Raw genomic sequence first — 18,057 nt, 5'->3', positions numbered from 1 at the left:
ATCGTCCTGGGCGCACAATCCCAGCCCATGAGCGACTCCCGTACGCGCCAGGCCGATGCCCTGGTCGACAGCCTGCAGCGCGAAGCCGGCGGCAAACTCACCGTGTTCCTGGGTGCGGCCCCCGGCGTGGGCAAGACCTTCAGCATGCTCACCCGCGCGCACGAACAGCTGCGACGCGGCGTGGACGTGGTGATCGGGCTGGTGGAAACCCACGGCCGCGCCGAGACCTCGGCGCTGCTGGCGGGGCTGCCGCAGGTGCCGTTGCTGCAGCGCGAGTATCAACAGCACGCGCTGGATGAAATGGACCTGGATGCAGTGCTGGCACGTCGCCCGGCGCTGGTGCTGGTGGACGAGCTGGCGCATCGCAACGTGCCCGGCAGTCGCCACGAGCGGCGCTGGCAGGACGTGATGGAGCTGCTGGATGCGGGCATCGATGTGTGGACCACGGTCAACATCCAGCATCTGGAGAGCCTCAATGACGTGGTCATGCGCATCACCGGCGTGCGGGTCAGCGAGACCGTGCCCGATGCGGTGCTCGACCGCCTGCACGACATCGTGCTGGTGGACCTGCCGCCGCGCGAGCTGATCGAGCGGCTGCAGCAGGGCAAGGTCTACGTGCCGGAGCAGGCGGCGCAGGCGTTGCAGGCGTTTTTCTCGCCGGCCAACCTGACCGCGCTGCGCGAGCTGGCGATGCAGGAGGCTGCCGACCGCGTGGACAGCAGCCTGCGCGAAACCCGTGCCGCGCGCGGCGAAGGCAACCTGCCGCTGCGCCGGCGGGTGCTGGTGGCGATCGATGGCGGCGGCCAGAGCGAGTACCTGGTGCGGGTCGGCCGACGCATCGCCGAGCGGCGCGATGCGCCGTGGACGGTGGTGACGGTGCAGGCACGCGCGCACGATGAGCAGACCCGGCGCGAGATCGATGCCGCCTTCGCCCTCGCCCGCCGCCTCGGGGGTGAAGCGGAGCTGCTGCATGGCTCCAGCATCGCCGATGCACTGCTTGACCATGCCGCACACAACGGTGTCTCCACGCTGGTGCTGGGCCGCACGCGCGAGCGCCCGCTGGCGCGCATGCTCAACCGCACGCTGACCCAGCAGCTGATCCGGCGCGGCGCGCATTTCGAGATCACCATCATCGGTACCCCACAGGCACGTGCCCGGGCGCGCCGGTCCGGGCTGTCGATACCCAGCCGCAGCGCCGGCAAGGATGCGCTGCTGGCGCTCGGCGCCACGGCGATCGCCTGCCTGGTGGCGCTGGTCGCCGAACGCTGGATCGGGCTGTACGACCTCTCGATGGTGTTCATCGTGGCAGTGGTGATGGTCGCTGCGCGCAGCCGTACCAGCGCGGCGGTCATCGCGGCAGCGTTGTGCTTCCTGGCCTACAACTTCTTTTTCATCGCGCCGCGTTTCACCTTCGCGATCAGCGCGCGCCAGGGCGTGATCACGGTCTTCCTGTTCCTGGCCGCCGCTCTGGTGGCCGGGCGACTGGCCTCGCGCCTGCGCATGCAGGTGGTGGCGTTGCGCGCGGCCAACCGGCACGCGCATGCGCGCCAGGCACTGGGCCGGCAGCTGGCCAGTGCGCCGAACAACGAGCAGGTCGCGCAGGCCGGCCGCGAAGCGCTGGAACAGGCGATGGATGCGCCTGCCTGGCTGCGCATCGGGCAGCACATCAGCGCCAGTGGCAGCGCCGCACCGGGCGATACCGATCTGGCCGCGGCCGACTGGGCGTACCGGCATGCCCAGCCCAGCGGACGCTTCACCGATACGCTGGCCGGTGCGGGCTGGTGGTTCCTCCCGCTGCTGGACGGTGATGACCGGTCGATCGGCGTGGCCGGCATGCGCTTCCCGCGCGAGGCGCCGCGGCTGACGCCGGAGCAGCGCCAGCTGGCCGAGGCAATGGTGGACGACATTGCCCAGGCCGCGCTGCGCACCCAGCTGGTGGCGGATCTGGAAAAGGCGCACGTGAGCAACGAGACCGAGCGGCTGCGCTCGGCGTTGCTGTCCTCGGTCTCGCATGACCTGCGCTCGCCGCTGGCGGCGATGATCGGCTCGGCCGACAGCCTCTCCAGCTACGCCGATGCGATGGATGCCAGCGACCGCCGCGCCCTGCTGGACACCATCCTGGTCGAAGGCGAGCGCCTGGACCGCTACATCCAGAACCTGCTGGACATGACCCGGCTCGGCCACGACGGCCTGCAGATCAACCGCGACTGGATCGGCGTGGATGAGCTGGTCGGCTCGGCCGCGCGCCGCCTGCAGCGCTATCAGCCCGACGTGCTGCTCAAGCTGGATATTCCCGCTGAACTGGCGCCGATCTGGGTGCATCCGGCGCTGGTCGAGCAGGCCGTGTTCAACGTGATGGAGAACGCGGCCAAGTTCTCCCCGCCCGGCGCGGCGGTGGAGGTACAGGCGCGGCTGGTCGAGGGTGAGCTGCGCATCGACGTGCTCGATGCCGGCCCCGGTATTCCCGACGACGAGCGGGCACGGATCTTCGACATGTTCTACAGCGTGGAGCGGGGCGACCGCGGTCGGCACGGCACCGGGCTGGGCCTGACCATCTGCCAGGGCATGATCGGCGCGCATGGCGGCAGCGTGCAGGCGCTGCCCGGCCGCGACGGACGCGGTACCCTGATCCGCATCACGCTGCCCCTGCTGCACCCCCACCCTGCCGATGACACCGATGATTCCTGAGGCTTCCCACGGCGTGCCCCCGGCGCGCGTGCTGGTGATCGACGATGAAGCGCAGATCCGGCGCTTCCTGGAGATCAGCCTGCGCGCGCAGGGCTACCGCGTGTCCCAGGCCGCGACCGGCCAGGCCGGGCTGGAAGCGCTGGTCGGCGAAGGGGCGGACCTGGTGATCCTGGATATCGGCCTGCCCGACATGGAAGGCCATGACGTGCTGGGCGAGCTGCGTCAGTGGAGCCAGGTGCCGGTGATCATGTTGACCGTGCGTGCGAGCGAGACCGAGAAGGTGCGGGCGCTGGATGCCGGTGCGAACGACTACGTGACCAAGCCGTTCGGCACGCAGGAACTGATGGCGCGTGTGCGTGCACTGCTGCGCTCGCGCACGGTCTCCAGCGAGGGCGTGCTGCCGCAGTTCGATGATGGGCACCTGCATATCGACCTGGTACGGCGCGAAGTACATCTGGACGGTACGCCGGTGGCATTGACGCGCAAGGAGTACGCGCTGTTGTCACTGCTGCTGCGCAATGCCGGGCGCGTGGTGACCCAGCCGCAGATCCTGCAGGAGATCTGGGGGCCGACGCATCAGCACGACACGCATTACCTGCGGATTCTGGTCGGCAAGCTGCGCCACAAGCTCGGTGATTCGGCGCTGGATTCGCGCTATCTGTTCACCGAGCCGGGCGTGGGCCTGCGGTTCAAGGGGTAGGTACCGACCGTTGGTCGGTACCCACGCCGATCAGAAGCCCAGGTCCACACCGGGCAGCAGCGGTTGCAGCTGCGCGCGGAACAGGGCCTTGATGCGCTCCAGCGCTGCCTCGTCATCGGCCTCGAAACGCAGCACCAGCACCGGCGTCGTGTTGGACGCGCGCACCAGTCCCCAGCCATCGGGGAAATCGGCACGCAGGCCGTCGATGGTGGACAGGCGCGCACCGGCGAACGGCGAGTCCTCCACCTGCACCGAGGACACGAACAGCGACACCAGCGCGTGCGGGGTACCCGCATCGACCGGCACTTTCAGCTCCGGAGTGGAGACGCTGTCAGGCAGTTCGTCCAATACCTCCGAGGGGCTCTCTTCGCGCTGGGCCAGGATCTCCAGCAGGCGCGCGGCGGCGTACAGGCCATCGTCGAAGCCGAACCAGCGTTCCTTGAAGAAGAAGTGCCCGCTCATCTCGCCCGCCAGCTCGGCGTCGGTTTCGCGCATCTTCGCCTTCATCAGCGAATGGCCGGTCTTCCACATCAGCGGGCTGCCACCGTTGCGCAGCACGTAGTCGGAGAGCTTGCCGCTGCACTTCACGTCGTAGATCACCAGCGCGCCCGGGTTGCGCATCAGCACATCGGCGGCGAACAGCATCAGCAGGCGATCGGCGTAGATGATCCTGCCTTCGCGGGTGACCACGCCGAGACGGTCGCCGTCGCCATCGAAGGCCAGGCCGATATCCGCATCGAAGCGCTTCACGGTCTGGATCAGGTCTTCCAGGTTGTGCGGATCGCTCGGGTCCGGATGGTGGTTCGGGAAGGTGCCGTCCACATCGCAGTACAGCGGAATGACCTCGGCACCGATCGCTTCCAGCAGCGGCTGGGCAAGCTCGCCGGCGACACCATTGCCAGCGTCGGCGACCACCTTGAGCGGACGATCCAGCTGCACGTCATCGGCGATGCGCTGGATGTAATCGGCATTGACCTCGCGGGTCTGGAAACTGCCCGGCTCGGGCGCCACGTGCAGCTGGCCATCGCGGATGCGGTGGTACAGCTCGGTGATCGCATCGCCGGACAGCGTTTCGCCGCCGACCACGATCTTGAAGCCGTTGTAGTCCGGCGGGTTGTGGCTGCCGGTCACCGCCACGCAGCTTCCCGCGCGCAGGTGGTAGCTGGCGAAGTACACCACCGGCGTCGGCGCCAGGCCGATATCGGTGACGTTGCAGCCGGCGCGGCGCAGGCCTTCGATCAGACCGGCGGTGAGCTCGGGACCGGAGAGGCGTCCATCGCGGCCCACCACGATGTCGCGCAGGCCCTGGACCTGCAGCACCGAGCCGATCGCCTGGCCGATCAGGGCGGCGACCTTGGGGGTCAGCTCGCGGCCGACGATGCCGCGGATGTCGTAGGCGCGGAAGATCTCGGCCGCGACGGTCTCGCCCGGCACGGACGGCGGCGGCGAGGTCGCGGCTGTCTCGTCGTTGCTTTCGACGGCGGCCACCGCGAGCGGTACCTGGGCCAGACTTTCACTCAAGGTGGGGCCGGCGTCGGCACCACTGTCGGCAGCACCACGGCGACGCGGCAACGGCACCTTGCCTTTGCCCAGCACCAGCAGCACGGCAATCAACAGCAGCAACACGGCCACGATCGCACTGGAGATCGCGCCCAGTCCCAGCGGACCCGGCTCGATGTCCGGCACCGCGGCCGACAGGCGCAGTCCGCTGCGGCCGATCGGGCGCGCCAGTGCTTCAGCACCACCGGACAGCCCGCGGCTGCCCTGTTCGACGACGTTGTGGCTGCCCTGGCGAAGCGCGAGATAACCATCACCCGGCACGGCGACCTGGTCGAATATGCCGGTCAAGCGCAGCAGCGGCTGGCGCACGTAGACCACGGCCTCCCCCTGCGGGCCAAGCTCCACCGCCGCGGCCAGGCCGAGGCGCTGTCCGCCGGCATCGCGCACCACGCGACCGACAGGTTTGTCATCGGCGATGGCCGCCTCGAGCAGGGCCAGGCGCGAATAACCGAAGGCCTTCGGATCGGCGTAGGCCGCATCGAGATCGGCGGTGAGGATCTGGACGTCTTCCACGCCCGGCCAGCCTTCGCGGATGGCGACAGCGGCACCTTGTGCATTGCCGCTGGCCAGTGCAGTGGCAACGCGCTCGGTCTTGAGCACCTTGCCGAGCTTGCCGAGCTGACCGGTCAGCGCCGTCTGCAGGCCTTCGACCACGCGGTCGCGCGACTGCTCCAGCGCGTCACCGACCGCAGCCTGGCGCCATTGGCGCACGCCGCTCCAACCGAACCAGATCGCCAACAGCACCAGCAGCACGGCCAACAGGGGCACCGAGCGCCCTGATGTCCATCGCGGCCGTCCTTCCGCCTTCGCCTTGCTCATGAAGCTCCCCTATCAGCGCACCCCGGTATGGCCGAATCCACCCGTTCCCCTGGCGCTTTCGGTGAAAGTATCCACTACCTGAAGGGCCACGCGTGCAATCGGCAGCACGACCAGCTGGGCGATGCGGTCGCCGGGCTGAAGGGTGAAGGGTTCGCGCCCGCGATTCCAGGCGCTGATCAGCAGCGGACCCTGGTAATCGGCGTCGATCAGGCCGGTGCCGTTGCCCAGCACGATGCCGTGGCGGTGGCCCAGGCCGGAGCGCGGCAGCACCACGGCGGCCAGGTTCGGGTCGGCGATATGGATGGCGATGCCGCTGGGGATCAGCGCGGTGTCGCCTGGCTGCAGGGTGAGTTCGGTCTCCAGCGCCGCGCGCAGATCGAGGCCGGCGCTGTGCTCGGTGGCGTAGGCCGGCAGCGGCCATTCGTCGCCGAAACGCGGGTCGAGCAGCTTGACCTGCAACGGCTGCAGGGAGGAATCGATGGTCATGCGTGCAACCTCTGGGCAATCAGGGACAACAGTTGTTCGGCCAACACAGCCTTGGAGGTGCCGGGGAACACCTGTTCGCCGCCCTGCCAGTAGGCCGTGGCGGCGTTTTCATCACTCTCGAAACCGCCGGTGCTGATCCCGACCTGGTTGGCGATCACCAGGTCCAGGCGCTTGTCCACCAGCTTGCCGCGCGCGTATTTCTCCACATCGTGGGTTTCGGCGGCGAAGCCGACCACCAGCTTGAGCGCGTTGGTCTGCGTGGCCACCTCGGCCAGGATATCCGGGGTGCGCACCAGCTCCAGCGTCAGGCTCTGGGTGTCGGCGGTCTTCTTGAGTTTCTGCGGAGCGACCTGGCGCGGCGTGTAATCGGACACCGCGGCCGCACCGATGTAGATGTCGGCGGGCAGTGCGCCGAGCACGGCTTCGCGCATCTGTGCGGCCGAGCGCACATCGATCCGCTGCACCCCGGCGGGCGTGGCCAGCTGGACCGGGCCACTGACCAGCACCACCTGCGCGCCCAGGCGGGCGGCGGCGGCGGCCAGGGCATAGCCCATCTTGCCGCTGCTGCGGTTGCCGACGTAGCGCACCGGGTCGATATCTTCATAGGTCGGGCCGGCGCTGATCAGCACGCGCAGACCCTTCAGTTCACTGCTCGCCGGTGGCTCGGCGGGGGCCGGCGCCTGCAGCCGGGCCAGCGCGGCCACGATCGCGTGCGCTTCGGTGAGCCGACCGGGGCCGGACTCGCCTTCGGCCAGCGGCCCGTCTTCCGGCCCGATCACCTGGGCGCCGCGCTCGCGCAGCAGGCCGATGTTGGCCTGGGTGGCCGGGTGCAGCCACATGCGGTGGTTCAACGCCGGGCAGACGGTCAGCGGCGCGGTGGTGGCCAGGCACAGGGTGGTGACCAGATCATCGGCGTGGCCGTGGGCCAGGCGCGCGAGCAGATCAGCCGTGGCCGGCGCGACCACGATGCGATCGGCCCAGCGGGCCAGCTCGATGTGGCCCATGGCCTGCTCGGCCGCGCTGTCCCACAGGGTGGTGCGGGTCGGCTGGCCAGACAGCGCCTGAAAGCTCAGCGGGGTGACGAACTGCTGGGCCCCGGCGGTCATCGCGACCTGCACCTGGGCCCCGGCATCGCGCAGGCGGCGCACCAGTTCCAGCGACTTGTAGGCAGCGATCCCGCCACCAACGCACAACAACAGCTTCTGGCCTTCCAACGGGCGCGCGGCCGCCGGAGAAGCCTGGGGGGAGTCAGCCACCTTGGGTGTTCCTGTCGAACCGAGGCGATTAGCTTACCCGATGGTCCGTAAGCCGCCTGATGCGCCAGCGGCATAAGCAGGCAGATTTTCGTCATAAGCAACCGCCCGACTTGGCACGATGCCCTGCATTTACCGACACGATGCCACCCGGTTCACTGATGGTGGCCCGCTCGGCACCGAGGGAGACTGGCGCCATGTCGATCCGAGACTGGCCCAGTGCCGAGCGTCCCCGCGAAAAGCTGCTTGCCCAAGGCGCCGGCGCGCTGTCCGATGCCGAGCTGCTGGCGATCTTCCTGGGTTCGGGCCTGCGCGGCCGCGACGCGGTCGAAACCGCCCGCGACCTGCTGCAGGCCCACGGCCCCCTGCGCAACCTGCTCGACCTCCCGGCCGCCGCGCTGGCGGCCCTGCCCGGCCTTGGGCCGGCGCGCAGCTGCAAGCTGGTGGCCGGGCTGGAACTGGCGCATCGCCATCTGGCGGCCGAGCTGGCCCGCGGCGAGAGCCTGCGCGACCCGGCCGCCGCCGGGCGCTATTTCAAGCAGCGGCTGCGCGCCCGGCCCAACGAGGTTTTTGCCGCACTGTTCCTGGACAACCAGCACCGCACACTGGCCTGCGAGGAGCTGTTCAGCGGCACGGTGGATGCTGCAGCGGTCTACCCACGCGAAGTGGTCCGCCGCGCCCTGCTGCACAACGCGGCCGCGGTGATCGTCAGCCACAACCACCCTTCCGGCAGTGCCGAACCCTCGCTGGAGGACCGCCGGATCACCACGCTGCTGCAGCAGGCCTTGGCCCTGGTGGATATCCGCCTGCTCGACCATGTCGTGATCGGCGACGGAGCCCCGGTATCGATGGCCGCGCGCGGCTGGATGGGCGCGGGGACGGCCTGATCCGGTACGCCAAGCGCCCCGCTCGGCCCCGGTTCAATGGATCGGGGTGGCTTCTGGGCTAAAATTGCCGATTCCGCCGCTCCAGTCCCAAAGCAGGCCTTGTGAAAAATCTCCTCCGCGCCCTGATCAGCCAAGGCATCGAAGCCTTGCGCGCCAACGGCACTCTGCCGGCCGATACCCTGACCCCGGAATTCGTGGTCGAACGCCCGAAGACCCGTGAGCACGGCGATTTCGCCACCAATGCCGCGATGCTGCTGGCCAAGCCGGCGCGCAGCAACCCGCGCGCCCTGGCCCAGGCGCTGCTCGATGCGCTGCCCAAGAGCAATGATGTGCTGCGCGTCGAGATCGCCGGTCCGGGCTTCATCAATTTCCACCTCGCCCCCAGCGCTTACCAGCGCGAAGCGGCCGGCGTGCTCAAGGAAGGCGCCGATTACGGCCACAACCTGAGCGGCAACGGCCGTACCGTGGGCGTGGAATACGTGTCGGCCAACCCGACCGGTCCGCTGCATGTCGGCCACGGCCGCGCGGCGGCGATCGGTGACTGCCTGGCGCGCCTGCTGGAAGTGAACGGCTGGAACGCCAAGCGCGAGTTCTACTACAACGACGCCGGCGTGCAGATCGAGAACCTGGCGCTGTCCACCCAGGCGCGTGCGAAGGGCCTCAAGCCGGACGACGCCGGCTGGCCGGAAGCCGGCTATCGCGGCGATTACATCGAGGATGTGGCCAAGGCCTACCTGGCCGGCGCCACGGTGGAGCTGGAAGGCCACGCGGTGGTCGGCGAGCGCGACCCGGACAACCTCGATGCGATCCGTCGCTTCGCGGTGGCTTACCTGCGCAACGAGCAGAACCAGGATCTGGCCGCGTTCGGCGTGGATTTCGACATCTACTTCCTGGAAAGCTCGCTGTACAAGGACGGCAAGGTCGAAGAGACCGTCGCCCAGCTCAACGCGGCCGGCCATACGTATGAGGAAGGCGGCGCGCTGTGGCTGCGCTCGACCGACTTCGGTGACGACAAGGACCGCGTGATGCGCAAGTCCGACGGCACCTATACCTACTTCCTGCCGGATGTGGCCTATCACCTGAGCAAGTGGCAGCGCGGCTACGAGCGCGCGATCACCGAGCTGGGCGCCGACCACCACGGTTCGCTGGCGCGTGTGCGTGCCGGCCTGCAGGCGCTCGACGTCGGCATCCCGAAGGGCTGGCCGGAATACGTGCTGCACCAGATGGTGACGGTGATGCGCGGCGGCGAGGAAGTGAAGCTGTCCAAGCGTGCCGGCAGCTACCTGACCCTGCGCGACCTGATCGAAGAAGCCGGCCGCGATGCCACCCGCTGGTTCCTGATCGCGCGCAAGCCCGATTCGCAGCTGACCTTCGATATCGATCTGGCCCGCCAGCAGAGCAACGACAACCCGGTGTTCTACGTGCAGTACGCACACGCCCGGGTGTGCAGCCTGCTGCGCCAGGCGCAGGAGAAGAAGCTGAGCTATACGCCAGCCGAAGGTCTGACCGGGCTGTCCTCGCTCGGCGATGAAGCGTCGCTGTGGCTGATGGTGGAAATGTCGCGCTTCCCGGAAGTCGTCGAAGCGGCCGGTCTGGCGCTGGAACCGCACCTGATCGCGCAGTACCTGCGTGAATTGGCGCACGCCTTCCACACGTGGTATCACGGCACGCAGGTACTGGTGGCCGACGAAAGCGAACGCAACGCCAAGCTGACGCTGGCCTGCGCCGCGCGCCAGGTCCTGGCCAATGGTCTGAACATCCTGGGCGTTTCCGCCCCGGAAAAAATGTAAGCAGTGGAGAAGCAGTAAATGGCAGCACGACGCGGCAAGAGCCAGGCACGGCGCAACAGCAACCAGGGCACCCCGGGGTGGGTGTGGCTGGTCGCAGGTGTGGCGATTGCGGCCGTGGTGTTCCTGGCGGCACCGAACCTGTTCAAGAACGACGGTGATGGCTTCCTGCGGGTCGGCCCGCAGCCGGACCCGAACGCCCAGCCGGCCCCGGTGAGCGACGCCGAGACCGACGTCGGCACCGAGCTGCCCAAGCCCGGCGCCGCCAAGCCTGCCGAACCGGCCAAGCCGGCGGCGACGCAGTACGACTTCTACACCCTGCTGCCCGGCAAGGAAGTGGAAATGTCCGATGCCGAGCTGGCCGCCAGCGCACGCGCCGAAGACCAGCGCCGCGCCAAGGCCGATGCGCAGCGCGCGCAGGCGGCGCTGGAAGGTCGTCCGTTGCCGCCGGCACCGGCGCCGACCAGCACCGCCGCGACCACGACGCCTGCGCCGGTCAGTACCGCTGCGTTGCCGGCGCCGGTGAATGAACGTCCGGCCGCCACGCCGGCACCGGCGGCATCGGCCCCGGCCACGGTGGCCACCGCGCCGAAACCGGATGCACCTGCGGCCACCGCGCCGGCTGCCGCTGCAGCCGCCGATCCGGCCGCAGGCAACGTGCGTTACATCCTGCAGGCCGGTGCGTTCGGTGCCTCCGGCGACGCCGAAGCGACCAAGGCCAAGCTGGCCATGATCGGCCTGGCCGCGCGGGTGGAATCGGCGCAGATCAACGGCAAGACGGTGTACCGCGTGCGCATGGGGCCGTATGGCAGCGCGGGCGAACTGGCCGAAGCCAAGCAGAAGCTGGATGGGACCGGGCTGCAGGCGATGGCGATCAAGGCGCAGTAGCCGCGCGCCCTTGCACTCCAAGGGGGCTGTTGCTCCAGATGCACCCCGAACGCCGACCCCTGGGTCGGCGTTCTTGTTTCAGGCAGCACCCCTCGCTGGCGACCACCTGGCAGTGCGCTATCGTCCACGCATGTCTTCCCGCCCCGATTCTGATGACCTTCCCGGCATTGCCGGTGCGACCGGTCGCTACCGCGAATGGTCGGCACCTGCGCCGCTGCAGGGCTGTTTCGGGCAGCTGTGGCGCAGCGATCTGCCGGTGGGCCATAGCGGCGAGGTTGCGGTGCTGCCCGATGGCTGCGTGGACATCCTGTGGCGCGATGGGCGGCTGTACGCGGTGGGCCCGGATGTGGTGGCCGCCCACCCGCAGTTGCTGCCCGGCGCGCAGGTGTTGGGCGCGCGCTTCCAGCCCGGCGCGGCGCGGGCGTGGCTGGGGGTGCCGCTGGACGAACTGGTGGGCACCGCCGTGGAGCTGGATGCGGTGCTGGGACCCCAGGCGCGGCAGCTGGCGGCGCGGTTGAATGACGTGGGCGATGGCGATGCGCGGCAGCGGGTGTTCGCGCAGGCGCTGGCGCGGCTGCCCCGCTCTACCGGTAGCCGCCACGCGGTGGCGGCGCGGGTGTTCGGGCAGGTGCGGGCCGGTGGCCATGATCTGGCCGCGATCGGTTCGGGGCTGCAGATAAGCACGCGCAGCCTGCGCCGGTTGTGCCATGAGCAGTTCGGCTATGGGCCGAAGATGCTGGAGCGGATTCTGCGGCTGCAGCGGTTCCTGGCGCTGGCCCGGGCGAGGCCGCGGGAGGGGCTGGCGGGGTTGGCGGCGGATGTGGGCTACGCCGACCAGTCGCACCTGAGCCGCGAGGTGCGGGCGTTGGCGGGGATCGGGGCGGCGGCGTTGTGCGCGCAGTGGCGCAGCTGACTGGCCGTTTTGTTCAAGACCGGCGCGGCCGCGGTGGCGATGCTGGGGCTCCTTTCAACGAGAAGCGTCCATGAGCACCGCACACGGCAACGATCGCCGCATCGACAACATCGAATTCAATGTCACCAACATCGCGCGCAGCAAGGCGTTCTACGGTGAGGTCTTCGGCTGGACATTCACCGATTACGGACCGGCCTACACCGAGTTCAGCGATGGACGCCTGACCGGTGGCTTCACCACCGGCGAAGCGGTGCAACCGGGTGGGCCCCTTGTGATCCTGTATGCCGATGACCTGGTCGCCACGCAGCAACGGCTGCAGGCGGCCGGCGTGGCAATCTGCCGGGCCGCGTTCGATTTCCCGGGCGGGCGTCGGTTTCATTTCCGCGATCCGGATGGGTATGAGCTGGCGGTGTGGACGGCCGCCTGAGGTAGAGCCGACCGTTGGTCGGCTGCCAGGATGCAGGTAGAGCCGACCGTTGGTCGGCTGCCGTCAGCGGTGGGTAGGCGCCAAGGGCAGCCGACCAACGGTCGGCTCTACCGGTTTCGGGCGTGCGGCCGAGGTGTTGGCCCGTTCGGGTGTGTGGCCGAGGTGTTGGCCAGCGGTCCGGTTGGATCAGTCGCGCGCGACCTGGAACCCGGCGAACGACTGGCTGACCGGCATCACTTCGAGGCGATTGATGTTCAGGTGCGCCGGCAGCGAGGCGACCCAGAAGATCTGCTCGGCGATGTCATCGGCGGTCATCGGGTTGGCACCGGTGTAGAGCTTGTCCGAGGCCGCCTGGTCGCCATGGGTGCGGACCACGGTGAACTCGGTTTCGGCCATGCCCGGCTCGATCGTGGTCACGCGCACGCCGCTGCCGTGCAGGTCCGAGCGCAGGCCGAGCGAGAACTGGCTGACGAAGGCCTTGGTGCCGCCGTAGGCGTTGCCGCCCGGGTACGGATACACGCCGGCAACCGAGCTGATGTTGATGATCGCGCCCTTGCGTGCGACCAGTTGCGGCAACAGGCGATGGGTCAGCGTCACCAGGGCGGTGACGTTGGTGTCGATCATGGTGCGCCAGTCCTCCAGCGAGGCGCTCTGGGCCGGGGCGGTGCCCTGGGCCAGGCCGGCGTTGTTGACCAGCAGGTCGATGTCGGCGAAGCCGGCCGGCAGGGCGGCCAGGGCCGCTTCCATTGCCGCGCTGTCGCGCACGTCGAACACTGCGGCGTGCACGCGCTCGGGACCGTAGGCATCGACGAGCGGCTGCAGGCGCTCGGCACGGCGCCCGGTGGCGATCACGCGCCAGCCGGCCTGGGCGAAACGGTGGACAGCGGCGGCGCCAAAGCCGGAGGTGGCGCCGGTAATCAGAGCGGTACGGGTCATCGAGGTACTCCGTGGAGATCCCGGCCATTTTCGCACCGATGCCCGACCGGTGCAGAGCCGGGCGCTGCTCCGCAGCTCGGCGCTACGAGCCGTCGCGTCAGCGGATGCGGAACACCCGTGCCTTGGGCAGATCTTCATCCACCTGCAGGAACCAGCGGCCGGCGATGCCCGGCACCACGACAATCTCGGGGTTGCTGCGCGCGGTCTTGAGCGTCATCTCGCCCTTGAGCACCTGCCACTGCTGGCCGTTGTCGAGGGTGAACACGGTGCCGGGGGCCCAGCCGTCCACCTGGCCGGTGACCTTGGCATTGATGGGGCCCTCGTCCAGCCCGGGGAACATGGGTGACGGCGTCGGCACACCCGGGCCTGCGGCGGGTGCCGCCGCGACGGCCACCGGCGCCGGGGCCTCGGCCTCGGCCTCGCGCAGCAGGCGGTTCAGCGTCTGCAGCTGGGCCGGGGTCAGCCCGACCTCGGCCAGCGCCTGGGGATCCAGCCGCTGTTCCAGCGCCACATACGGAACCTGCGCCCCTGCCTGGCCCGCCAGCAACATGCCCACACACCCGAGTACCTGCCACCTGCGCATTGCCTGCTCCACTGCCTGTCGATGCCTGATCGCGGCACTGTGCTTCACTTTCATGGCAGCCAGATGACAGCGACCACCGGTCGCAGCCGGCCGCGCGCCCGGCACGGGGTAAAATGGCCGCCAGCCGCGCAGCCGCGCCGGCGGTATTGGACGTCCCATGATCAACAACGATGTACTGCGCAGCATCCGCTACATGCTCGACCTCAGCGACGGCATGATCGCCGACACCTGTGCCCTGGCCGATCCGGCCTTCGTGATCGACAAGGCCGATGTGGCCGGCTGGCTGCGCAAGGAAGACGAAGAGGGTTTCGTGCCCTGCGACGACCGCACCCTGGCGCATTTCCTGGATGGCCTGATCGTGCATTTCCGTGGCCGCGACGAGAACCAGCCGGTGCGCCCGGTGGAAAAGCGCATCACCAACAACCTGGTGCTGAAGAAGCTGCGCGTCGCCTTCCAGCTGAAGGACGTGGACATGCACGAAGTGTTCGACGCCGCCGGTTTCTCGGTCTCCAAGCCGGAACTGTCCGCGCTGTTCCGTCAGCCGGACCACAAGAACTACCGCGCCTGCGGTGACCAGATGCTGCGCAATTTCCTCAAGGGCCTGACCCTGCGTGTGCGCGGCGCCTGAGTGAGGCCTTGGTGCGTGGCTCCGGTGCCGGGGCCACGTGCTGCAGTGCTGCTGACTCGGCTGCCTGAAATGGCTGGCCATCTGGATTCCAGATGCGTTGGATGAAGACGTTTCATTTCCCTCATCCGCCGATCGGGCGGACACTGGCGCCCCTTCTTTCCTGGAGCCCGTCATGACCCACGACGTGCCCTCGCCACTCAGCCGCTGGCAGGTCCTGCTGATGGCCTTCGCCACCGGTGTGGCCGTGGCCAGCAACTACTACGCGCAGCCGCTGCTGCACACCATCGCCGGGCAGTTCGGGGTATCCTTCGCGCGTGCCGGGACGGTGGTGACCGTGGCCCAGCTGAGCTATGCGGCGGGCCTGATCCTGCTGGTGCCGCTGGGCGATCTGTTCGAGCGGCGCCGGCTGATCGTGGTGATGTCGCTGCTGTCGGCGGCGGGGCTGGTGCTGAGCGCGCTCAGCCATCAGTTCGTCTGGCTGCTGGTGGGCACCGCGCTGACCGGGCTGTTCTCGGTGGTGGCACAGGTGCTGGTGCCGTTCGCGGCGACGCTGGCGCGGCCGGAAGAGCGTGGCCAGGTTGTCGGCACGGTGATGAGCGGCCTGCTGCTCGGCATCCTGCTGGCACGCACCGTGGCCGGCGCGCTGTCCTCGCTGGGCGACTGGCGCACCGTGTACTGGATCGCCGCGGCCGCGCTGGTGCTGACCACGGGCATGTTGTATCGGCATCTGCCGCGCTTCCATCAGACCGCCGGGCTGGGCTATCTGCAGCTGCTGCGCTCGATCGGCACACTGTTCGCGCAGGAACCGGTGTTCCGCCTGCGCACGGTACTGGGCGCGTTGAGCTTTGCGATGTTCGCGATCTTCTGGACGCCGTTGGCGTTCCTGCTCGCGGCCGAACCGTATGGCTACAGCGATGCGACGATCGGGCTGTTCGGGCTGGTGGGTGCGGCCGGCACGCTGGCCGCCGGTGTGGCCGGGCGCATGGCCGACCGTGGCAAGGCTGCGTTGGCGACGACGGTGGCGCTGGTGCTGCTGGCCGCGTCATGGCTGCCGCTGGGCTTCTCCACGCACTCGCTGATCGCACTGGTGCTGGGCGTGATCGTGCTCGATCTGGCTGCGCAGCTGTTGCATGTGAGCAACCAGAACGTGGTGTATGCACTGCGCCCGGAAGCACGCAACCGGCTCAATGCCGGCTACATGACCGGCTATTTCATCGGTGGCTCGCTGGGCTCACTGGTCTCGGCGCAGGTCTTTGATCGCTTTGGCTGGACCGGTGTGTGCGTCACCGGTGCGGGCGTTGCGCTGGTGGCGATGGCGGTGTGGGCTGTGGCGGTGGTGGCGGAGAAGCGTGTGGCTCGGTAGAGCCGACCGTTGGTCGGCTGCAGTTGCGCGATGGCTGGGGCAGCCGACCAACGGTCGGCTCTACCCGGGTTGGCGCTACGTTAGAAGGCGGTCTGCAGCCCGACCTCGACGCGCGATCCCGCATTGCCCGGAAACAACTGTTTCGCGGCACCGTCGGTGTCGTGCCCGGTCACCCGCAGCTCCCACGGCCCGTGCACACGCCACACCACGCTGAGCTGGCCGTGCAGATAATCATCGGCCTGCGCGCCGTTCAGCCAGTAATGGCCTACCGCGCCCTCGACACGCCACTGCCCGCCCAGCGGCAGACGCGCACCGAGCTGCGCATAGGTGCCGCTGTGGCCGCCGGCCAGCGCGTTGTCGGAGACGCCGACCTGCAGCCAGGCGCGTTGCCGCCAGGTCACCGTGCCGTTGAGCTCGGTCCAGTCCAGATCGACGGTGGTCGAGGGATAGAGGTAGCGGGTCAGGTTGACGTCCACGCTCCAGTCCGGCGCCACCGCACTGCTCCAGCCGGCGACGAGATCGAATTCGCTGCGCGCGCCGTTGTCCGGGCGGAACGAGACGCCCGAGCCCCACGCCGAGGCATACCAGCCGTTGGCCGTACTGAGCTTCACGCCGGCCTGCGCGGCCGGATCGCCGTCGCTCTGGGAGCTGCCGCGCCAGATGTAATCCGAGGTCAGCGTTACGTTGCCCTCCACCGCGGCCGCTGCCGCACCACTCATGACCAGCCCCGCCAGCACCGCGCCGCAGCGCAGGCGCTGTTTCCACTGTTGATCCACCACGTGTCCCACTCCAGATGACGGCCGCGCCGTCGAGAGCGACAGTCTCCCCAGGTGGGCCGTAAAGCCGCCATGGCCTACCCGCGCGATCGGCGCAACGTTTCTGTAAATCCTGCGTCAGGGTGGTGCCCGGAGGTGCGCGGTATCATGGCCACTCTGACCTGTTGCGAGTAATGGCGTGGACGCGATCCTGACCCCGGTATCGATTGGCGAGCTGATCGACAAGATCACCATCCTGGAAATCAAGGCCGAACGCATCGCCGATGCGGGCAAGAACGCCAACGTCCGCAAGGAACTCGATGGCCTGTGGCCGCTGTGGCAGCAGCAGGTAAGCGCTCAGCCCGGGCTGGATGCGCTGAAGACGCAGCTCAAGGCAATCAACGAGCGCATGTGGGAGATCCAGGATCAGCTGCGCGACAAGGAAGCGGCGCAGGTGTTCGACGATGCCTTCATCCAGCTGGCGCGCGGTGTCTATGGCACCAATGGCGAGCGGGTCAAAGTGAAGAACGAAATCAACCGCATCGCCGGCTCGCAGCTGGTCGAAGAAAAGCAGTACCAGGGCGAATAAGCCCGCCGGTACGCGCCGGGCTCAGTGCCCGGTCGCGGCCATGAAGCGTTCGCGGTCCTGCTGGGTGCGCCGGCGGATTTCAGCCAGCGCTTCATTCTCGGTGGCTTCCAGCATCGATTCGAACAGCCGCTGGAAGTGGTTGCGCATGGCCGACCGCGCCGCTGCCGGGTCGCGCTGGCGCAGTGCATCCAGAATCCGGGTGTGTTCCTCGTCGCGGGTGTCATCGTCGTTGTGGCAGACGTTGGCGTAGACCTGCTTGACCCGCGGCAGCTCGTTGCGCATCCGCCAGATCAGCTGCACGCAGTGCTCCACCACCGGGTTGCCGGCGATCCGCGCGATCGACAGGTGGAACTGCCGATCCGCCTCGCTGGCCGCCGCCTCGCCCGAATTCGGATCGACCATGGCCGCGATCAGGCCGGCCAGGTCCTCCAGTTCGGCATCGGTGATGCGGCTGGCCGCCATCGCGGCCGCCTCGGCCTCGATCACCGCACGTGCCGCGGTCAGGTCGAACGCCGAGACGTCGGGCAGTGCGCCCGGCGCCTGCGACGGCTTGGCCTTCACGTACACGCCGGAGCCGGTCTTGATGGTGATCAGGCCCTGCGCTTCCAGCGCGATTTCCGCCTCGCGCACCGTCACCCGGCTCACGCCCAGGCGTTCGGCCAGGTCGCGTTCGCCCGGCAGGCGCGAGCCCGGCGGGAATTCGCCCTTCTCGATCAGCGCGACGATTTCGGCAGCAATGGACTGGTACAGACGGGGTTCGGACATCATCAAAGGCCTGGCTGACAGGTGGCTGGG

The 18,057-nt window shown here is 68.8% G+C and carries 17 protein-coding genes; 10 read left to right on the top strand and 7 right to left on the bottom strand.

What is annotated here, in order from left to right:
* Positions 1 to 27 precede the first annotated feature (27 nt).
* Both K4043_RS16925 and K4043_RS16920 read left to right on the top strand, forming a co-directional pair.
* Positions 28 to 2,688 carry a sensor histidine kinase KdpD gene (locus K4043_RS16925; protein ID WP_265310018.1) on the top strand — a complete coding sequence of 887 codons (2,661 nt, stop codon included), beginning with the start codon at positions 28 to 30 and terminating at the stop codon, positions 2,686 to 2,688.
* Positions 2,669 to 3,388: a response regulator transcription factor gene (locus tag K4043_RS16920; protein WP_123731183.1), complete on the top strand. Its 720-nt coding sequence runs from the start codon at positions 2,669 to 2,671 to the stop codon at positions 3,386 to 3,388. Before K4043_RS16925 ends, K4043_RS16920 begins: the two co-directional genes overlap by 20 nt.
* Positions 3,389 to 3,418: 30 nt before the next feature.
* On the opposite strand, the gene K4043_RS16915 is transcribed toward K4043_RS16920, so the two are convergent.
* The 3 genes from K4043_RS16915 to coaBC are packed head-to-tail and all read right to left on the bottom strand — an operon-like array spanning position 3,419 to position 7,509.
* On the bottom strand, positions 3,419 to 5,767 hold the full coding sequence (locus tag K4043_RS16915; protein ID WP_265310017.1) for a phosphomannomutase/phosphoglucomutase: 2,349 nt from the start codon (positions 5,765 to 5,767) through the stop codon (positions 3,419 to 3,421).
* Positions 5,768 to 5,779: 12 nt separating this feature from the next.
* Positions 5,780 to 6,253: a dUTP diphosphatase gene (gene dut / locus K4043_RS16910; RefSeq protein ID WP_265310016.1), complete on the bottom strand. Its 474-nt coding sequence runs from the start codon at positions 6,251 to 6,253 to the stop codon at positions 5,780 to 5,782.
* Positions 6,250 to 7,509 (bottom strand): bifunctional phosphopantothenoylcysteine decarboxylase/phosphopantothenate--cysteine ligase CoaBC, encoded by a 1,260-nt coding sequence (coaBC, locus tag K4043_RS16905; RefSeq protein WP_265310015.1) that lies wholly within the window; start codon positions 7,507 to 7,509, stop codon positions 6,250 to 6,252. The genes dut and coaBC overlap by 4 nt, the downstream gene beginning before the upstream one ends.
* Positions 7,510 to 7,703: 194 nt before the next feature.
* Between coaBC and radC the strand changes: the two genes are divergently transcribed.
* The 5 genes from radC to K4043_RS16880 all read left to right on the top strand — a co-directional run bounded on the left by radC (position 7,704) and on the right by K4043_RS16880 (position 12,408).
* The gene (gene radC / locus K4043_RS16900; RefSeq protein WP_123731180.1) at positions 7,704 to 8,393 is read left to right on the top strand and encodes a DNA repair protein RadC; all 690 of its coding nucleotides are present in this window, start codon (positions 7,704 to 7,706) and stop codon (positions 8,391 to 8,393) included.
* Between the two features lie 101 nt (positions 8,394 to 8,494).
* Positions 8,495 to 10,183 (top strand): arginine--tRNA ligase, encoded by a 1,689-nt coding sequence (argS, locus tag K4043_RS16895; RefSeq protein WP_265310014.1) that lies wholly within the window; start codon positions 8,495 to 8,497, stop codon positions 10,181 to 10,183.
* 18 nt (positions 10,184 to 10,201) lie between these two features.
* On the top strand, positions 10,202 to 11,068 hold the full coding sequence (locus tag K4043_RS16890; RefSeq protein ID WP_265310013.1) for an SPOR domain-containing protein: 867 nt from the start codon (positions 10,202 to 10,204) through the stop codon (positions 11,066 to 11,068).
* 130 nt (positions 11,069 to 11,198) lie between these two features.
* Positions 11,199 to 11,981, top strand: coding sequence for a helix-turn-helix domain-containing protein (locus K4043_RS16885; RefSeq protein ID WP_265310012.1), 783 nt, complete (start codon positions 11,199 to 11,201; stop codon positions 11,979 to 11,981).
* A gap of 70 nt (positions 11,982 to 12,051) precedes the next feature.
* A complete protein-coding gene (locus K4043_RS16880; protein WP_265310011.1) occupies positions 12,052 to 12,408 on the top strand; it encodes a VOC family protein in 357 nt (118 codons plus the stop codon).
* Positions 12,409 to 12,594: 186 nt separating this feature from the next.
* Here the strand turns inward: K4043_RS16880 and K4043_RS16875 are convergent, their stop codons facing one another.
* A complete protein-coding gene (locus tag K4043_RS16875; RefSeq protein ID WP_121044105.1) occupies positions 12,595 to 13,344 on the bottom strand; it encodes an SDR family NAD(P)-dependent oxidoreductase in 750 nt (249 codons plus the stop codon).
* 97 nt (positions 13,345 to 13,441) lie between these two features.
* Positions 13,442 to 13,927, bottom strand: a complete 486-nt coding sequence (locus K4043_RS16870) for a hypothetical protein (protein ID WP_265310010.1) — start codon at positions 13,925 to 13,927, stop codon at positions 13,442 to 13,444.
* A 157-nt stretch (positions 13,928 to 14,084) separates the two neighbouring features.
* Here K4043_RS16870 and K4043_RS16865 point away from each other — a divergent pair, with 157 nt between their 5' ends.
* Positions 14,085 to 14,555, top strand: a complete 471-nt coding sequence (locus K4043_RS16865; protein WP_123731174.1) for a DUF1456 family protein — start codon at positions 14,085 to 14,087, stop codon at positions 14,553 to 14,555.
* Between the two features lie 172 nt (positions 14,556 to 14,727).
* Positions 14,728 to 15,918 carry an MFS transporter gene (locus K4043_RS16860; protein ID WP_265310009.1) on the top strand — a complete coding sequence of 397 codons (1,191 nt, stop codon included), beginning with the start codon at positions 14,728 to 14,730 and terminating at the stop codon, positions 15,916 to 15,918.
* Positions 15,919 to 15,998: 80 nt separating this feature from the next.
* On the opposite strand, the gene K4043_RS16855 is transcribed toward K4043_RS16860, so the two are convergent.
* Positions 15,999 to 16,697 carry a TorF family putative porin gene (locus tag K4043_RS16855; protein WP_260232298.1) on the bottom strand — a complete coding sequence of 233 codons (699 nt, stop codon included), beginning with the start codon at positions 16,695 to 16,697 and terminating at the stop codon, positions 15,999 to 16,001.
* A 175-nt stretch (positions 16,698 to 16,872) separates the two neighbouring features.
* Between K4043_RS16855 and K4043_RS16850 the strand changes: the two genes are divergently transcribed.
* The gene (locus K4043_RS16850) at positions 16,873 to 17,262 is read left to right on the top strand and encodes a DUF6165 family protein (RefSeq protein ID WP_123731172.1); all 390 of its coding nucleotides are present in this window, start codon (positions 16,873 to 16,875) and stop codon (positions 17,260 to 17,262) included.
* A 21-nt stretch (positions 17,263 to 17,283) separates the two neighbouring features.
* Here K4043_RS16850 and K4043_RS16845 read toward each other — a convergent pair whose 3' ends face one another.
* Positions 17,284 to 18,027, bottom strand: a complete 744-nt coding sequence (locus K4043_RS16845) for a FadR/GntR family transcriptional regulator (protein ID WP_088432357.1) — start codon at positions 18,025 to 18,027, stop codon at positions 17,284 to 17,286.
* Positions 18,028 to 18,057: the final 30 nt, after the last annotated feature.

Origin of the sequence: Stenotrophomonas sp. SRS1 (assembly GCF_026130205.1) — a bacterium.
Classification (GTDB): Bacteria; Pseudomonadota; Gammaproteobacteria; order Xanthomonadales; family Xanthomonadaceae; genus Stenotrophomonas; species Stenotrophomonas rhizophila_B.
Note: the sequence above shows the minus strand (reverse complement) of the source record. Positions and strands in the feature narration are given on the sequence as shown.

What these genes read in the sequence shown, in the direction of transcription:
- K4043_RS16870 (WP_265310010.1), bottom strand. Translation starts at nt 13,927, where the DNA reads ATGCGCAGGTGGCAGGTACTCGGGTGTGTGGGCATGTTGCTGGCGGGC.
- radC (WP_123731180.1), top strand. Translation starts at nt 7,704, where the DNA reads ATGTCGATCCGAGACTGGCCCAGTGCCGAGCGTCCCCGCGAAAAGCTG.
- K4043_RS16885 (WP_265310012.1), top strand. Translation starts at nt 11,199, where the DNA reads ATGTCTTCCCGCCCCGATTCTGATGACCTTCCCGGCATTGCCGGTGCG.
- K4043_RS16915 (WP_265310017.1), bottom strand. Translation starts at nt 5,767, where the DNA reads ATGAGCAAGGCGAAGGCGGAAGGACGGCCGCGATGGACATCAGGGCGC.
- K4043_RS16875 (WP_121044105.1), bottom strand. Translation starts at nt 13,344, where the DNA reads ATGACCCGTACCGCTCTGATTACCGGCGCCACCTCCGGCTTTGGCGCC.
- dut (WP_265310016.1), bottom strand. Translation starts at nt 6,253, where the DNA reads ATGACCATCGATTCCTCCCTGCAGCCGTTGCAGGTCAAGCTGCTCGAC.
- K4043_RS16880 (WP_265310011.1), top strand. Translation starts at nt 12,052, where the DNA reads ATGAGCACCGCACACGGCAACGATCGCCGCATCGACAACATCGAATTC.
- K4043_RS16890 (WP_265310013.1), top strand. Translation starts at nt 10,202, where the DNA reads ATGGCAGCACGACGCGGCAAGAGCCAGGCACGGCGCAACAGCAACCAG.
- K4043_RS16865 (WP_123731174.1), top strand. Translation starts at nt 14,085, where the DNA reads ATGATCAACAACGATGTACTGCGCAGCATCCGCTACATGCTCGACCTC.
- K4043_RS16920 (WP_123731183.1), top strand. Translation starts at nt 2,669, where the DNA reads ATGACACCGATGATTCCTGAGGCTTCCCACGGCGTGCCCCCGGCGCGC.
- K4043_RS16845 (WP_088432357.1), bottom strand. Translation starts at nt 18,027, where the DNA reads ATGTCCGAACCCCGTCTGTACCAGTCCATTGCTGCCGAAATCGTCGCG.
- K4043_RS16925 (WP_265310018.1), top strand. Translation starts at nt 28, where the DNA reads ATGAGCGACTCCCGTACGCGCCAGGCCGATGCCCTGGTCGACAGCCTG.
- K4043_RS16860 (WP_265310009.1), top strand. Translation starts at nt 14,728, where the DNA reads ATGACCCACGACGTGCCCTCGCCACTCAGCCGCTGGCAGGTCCTGCTG.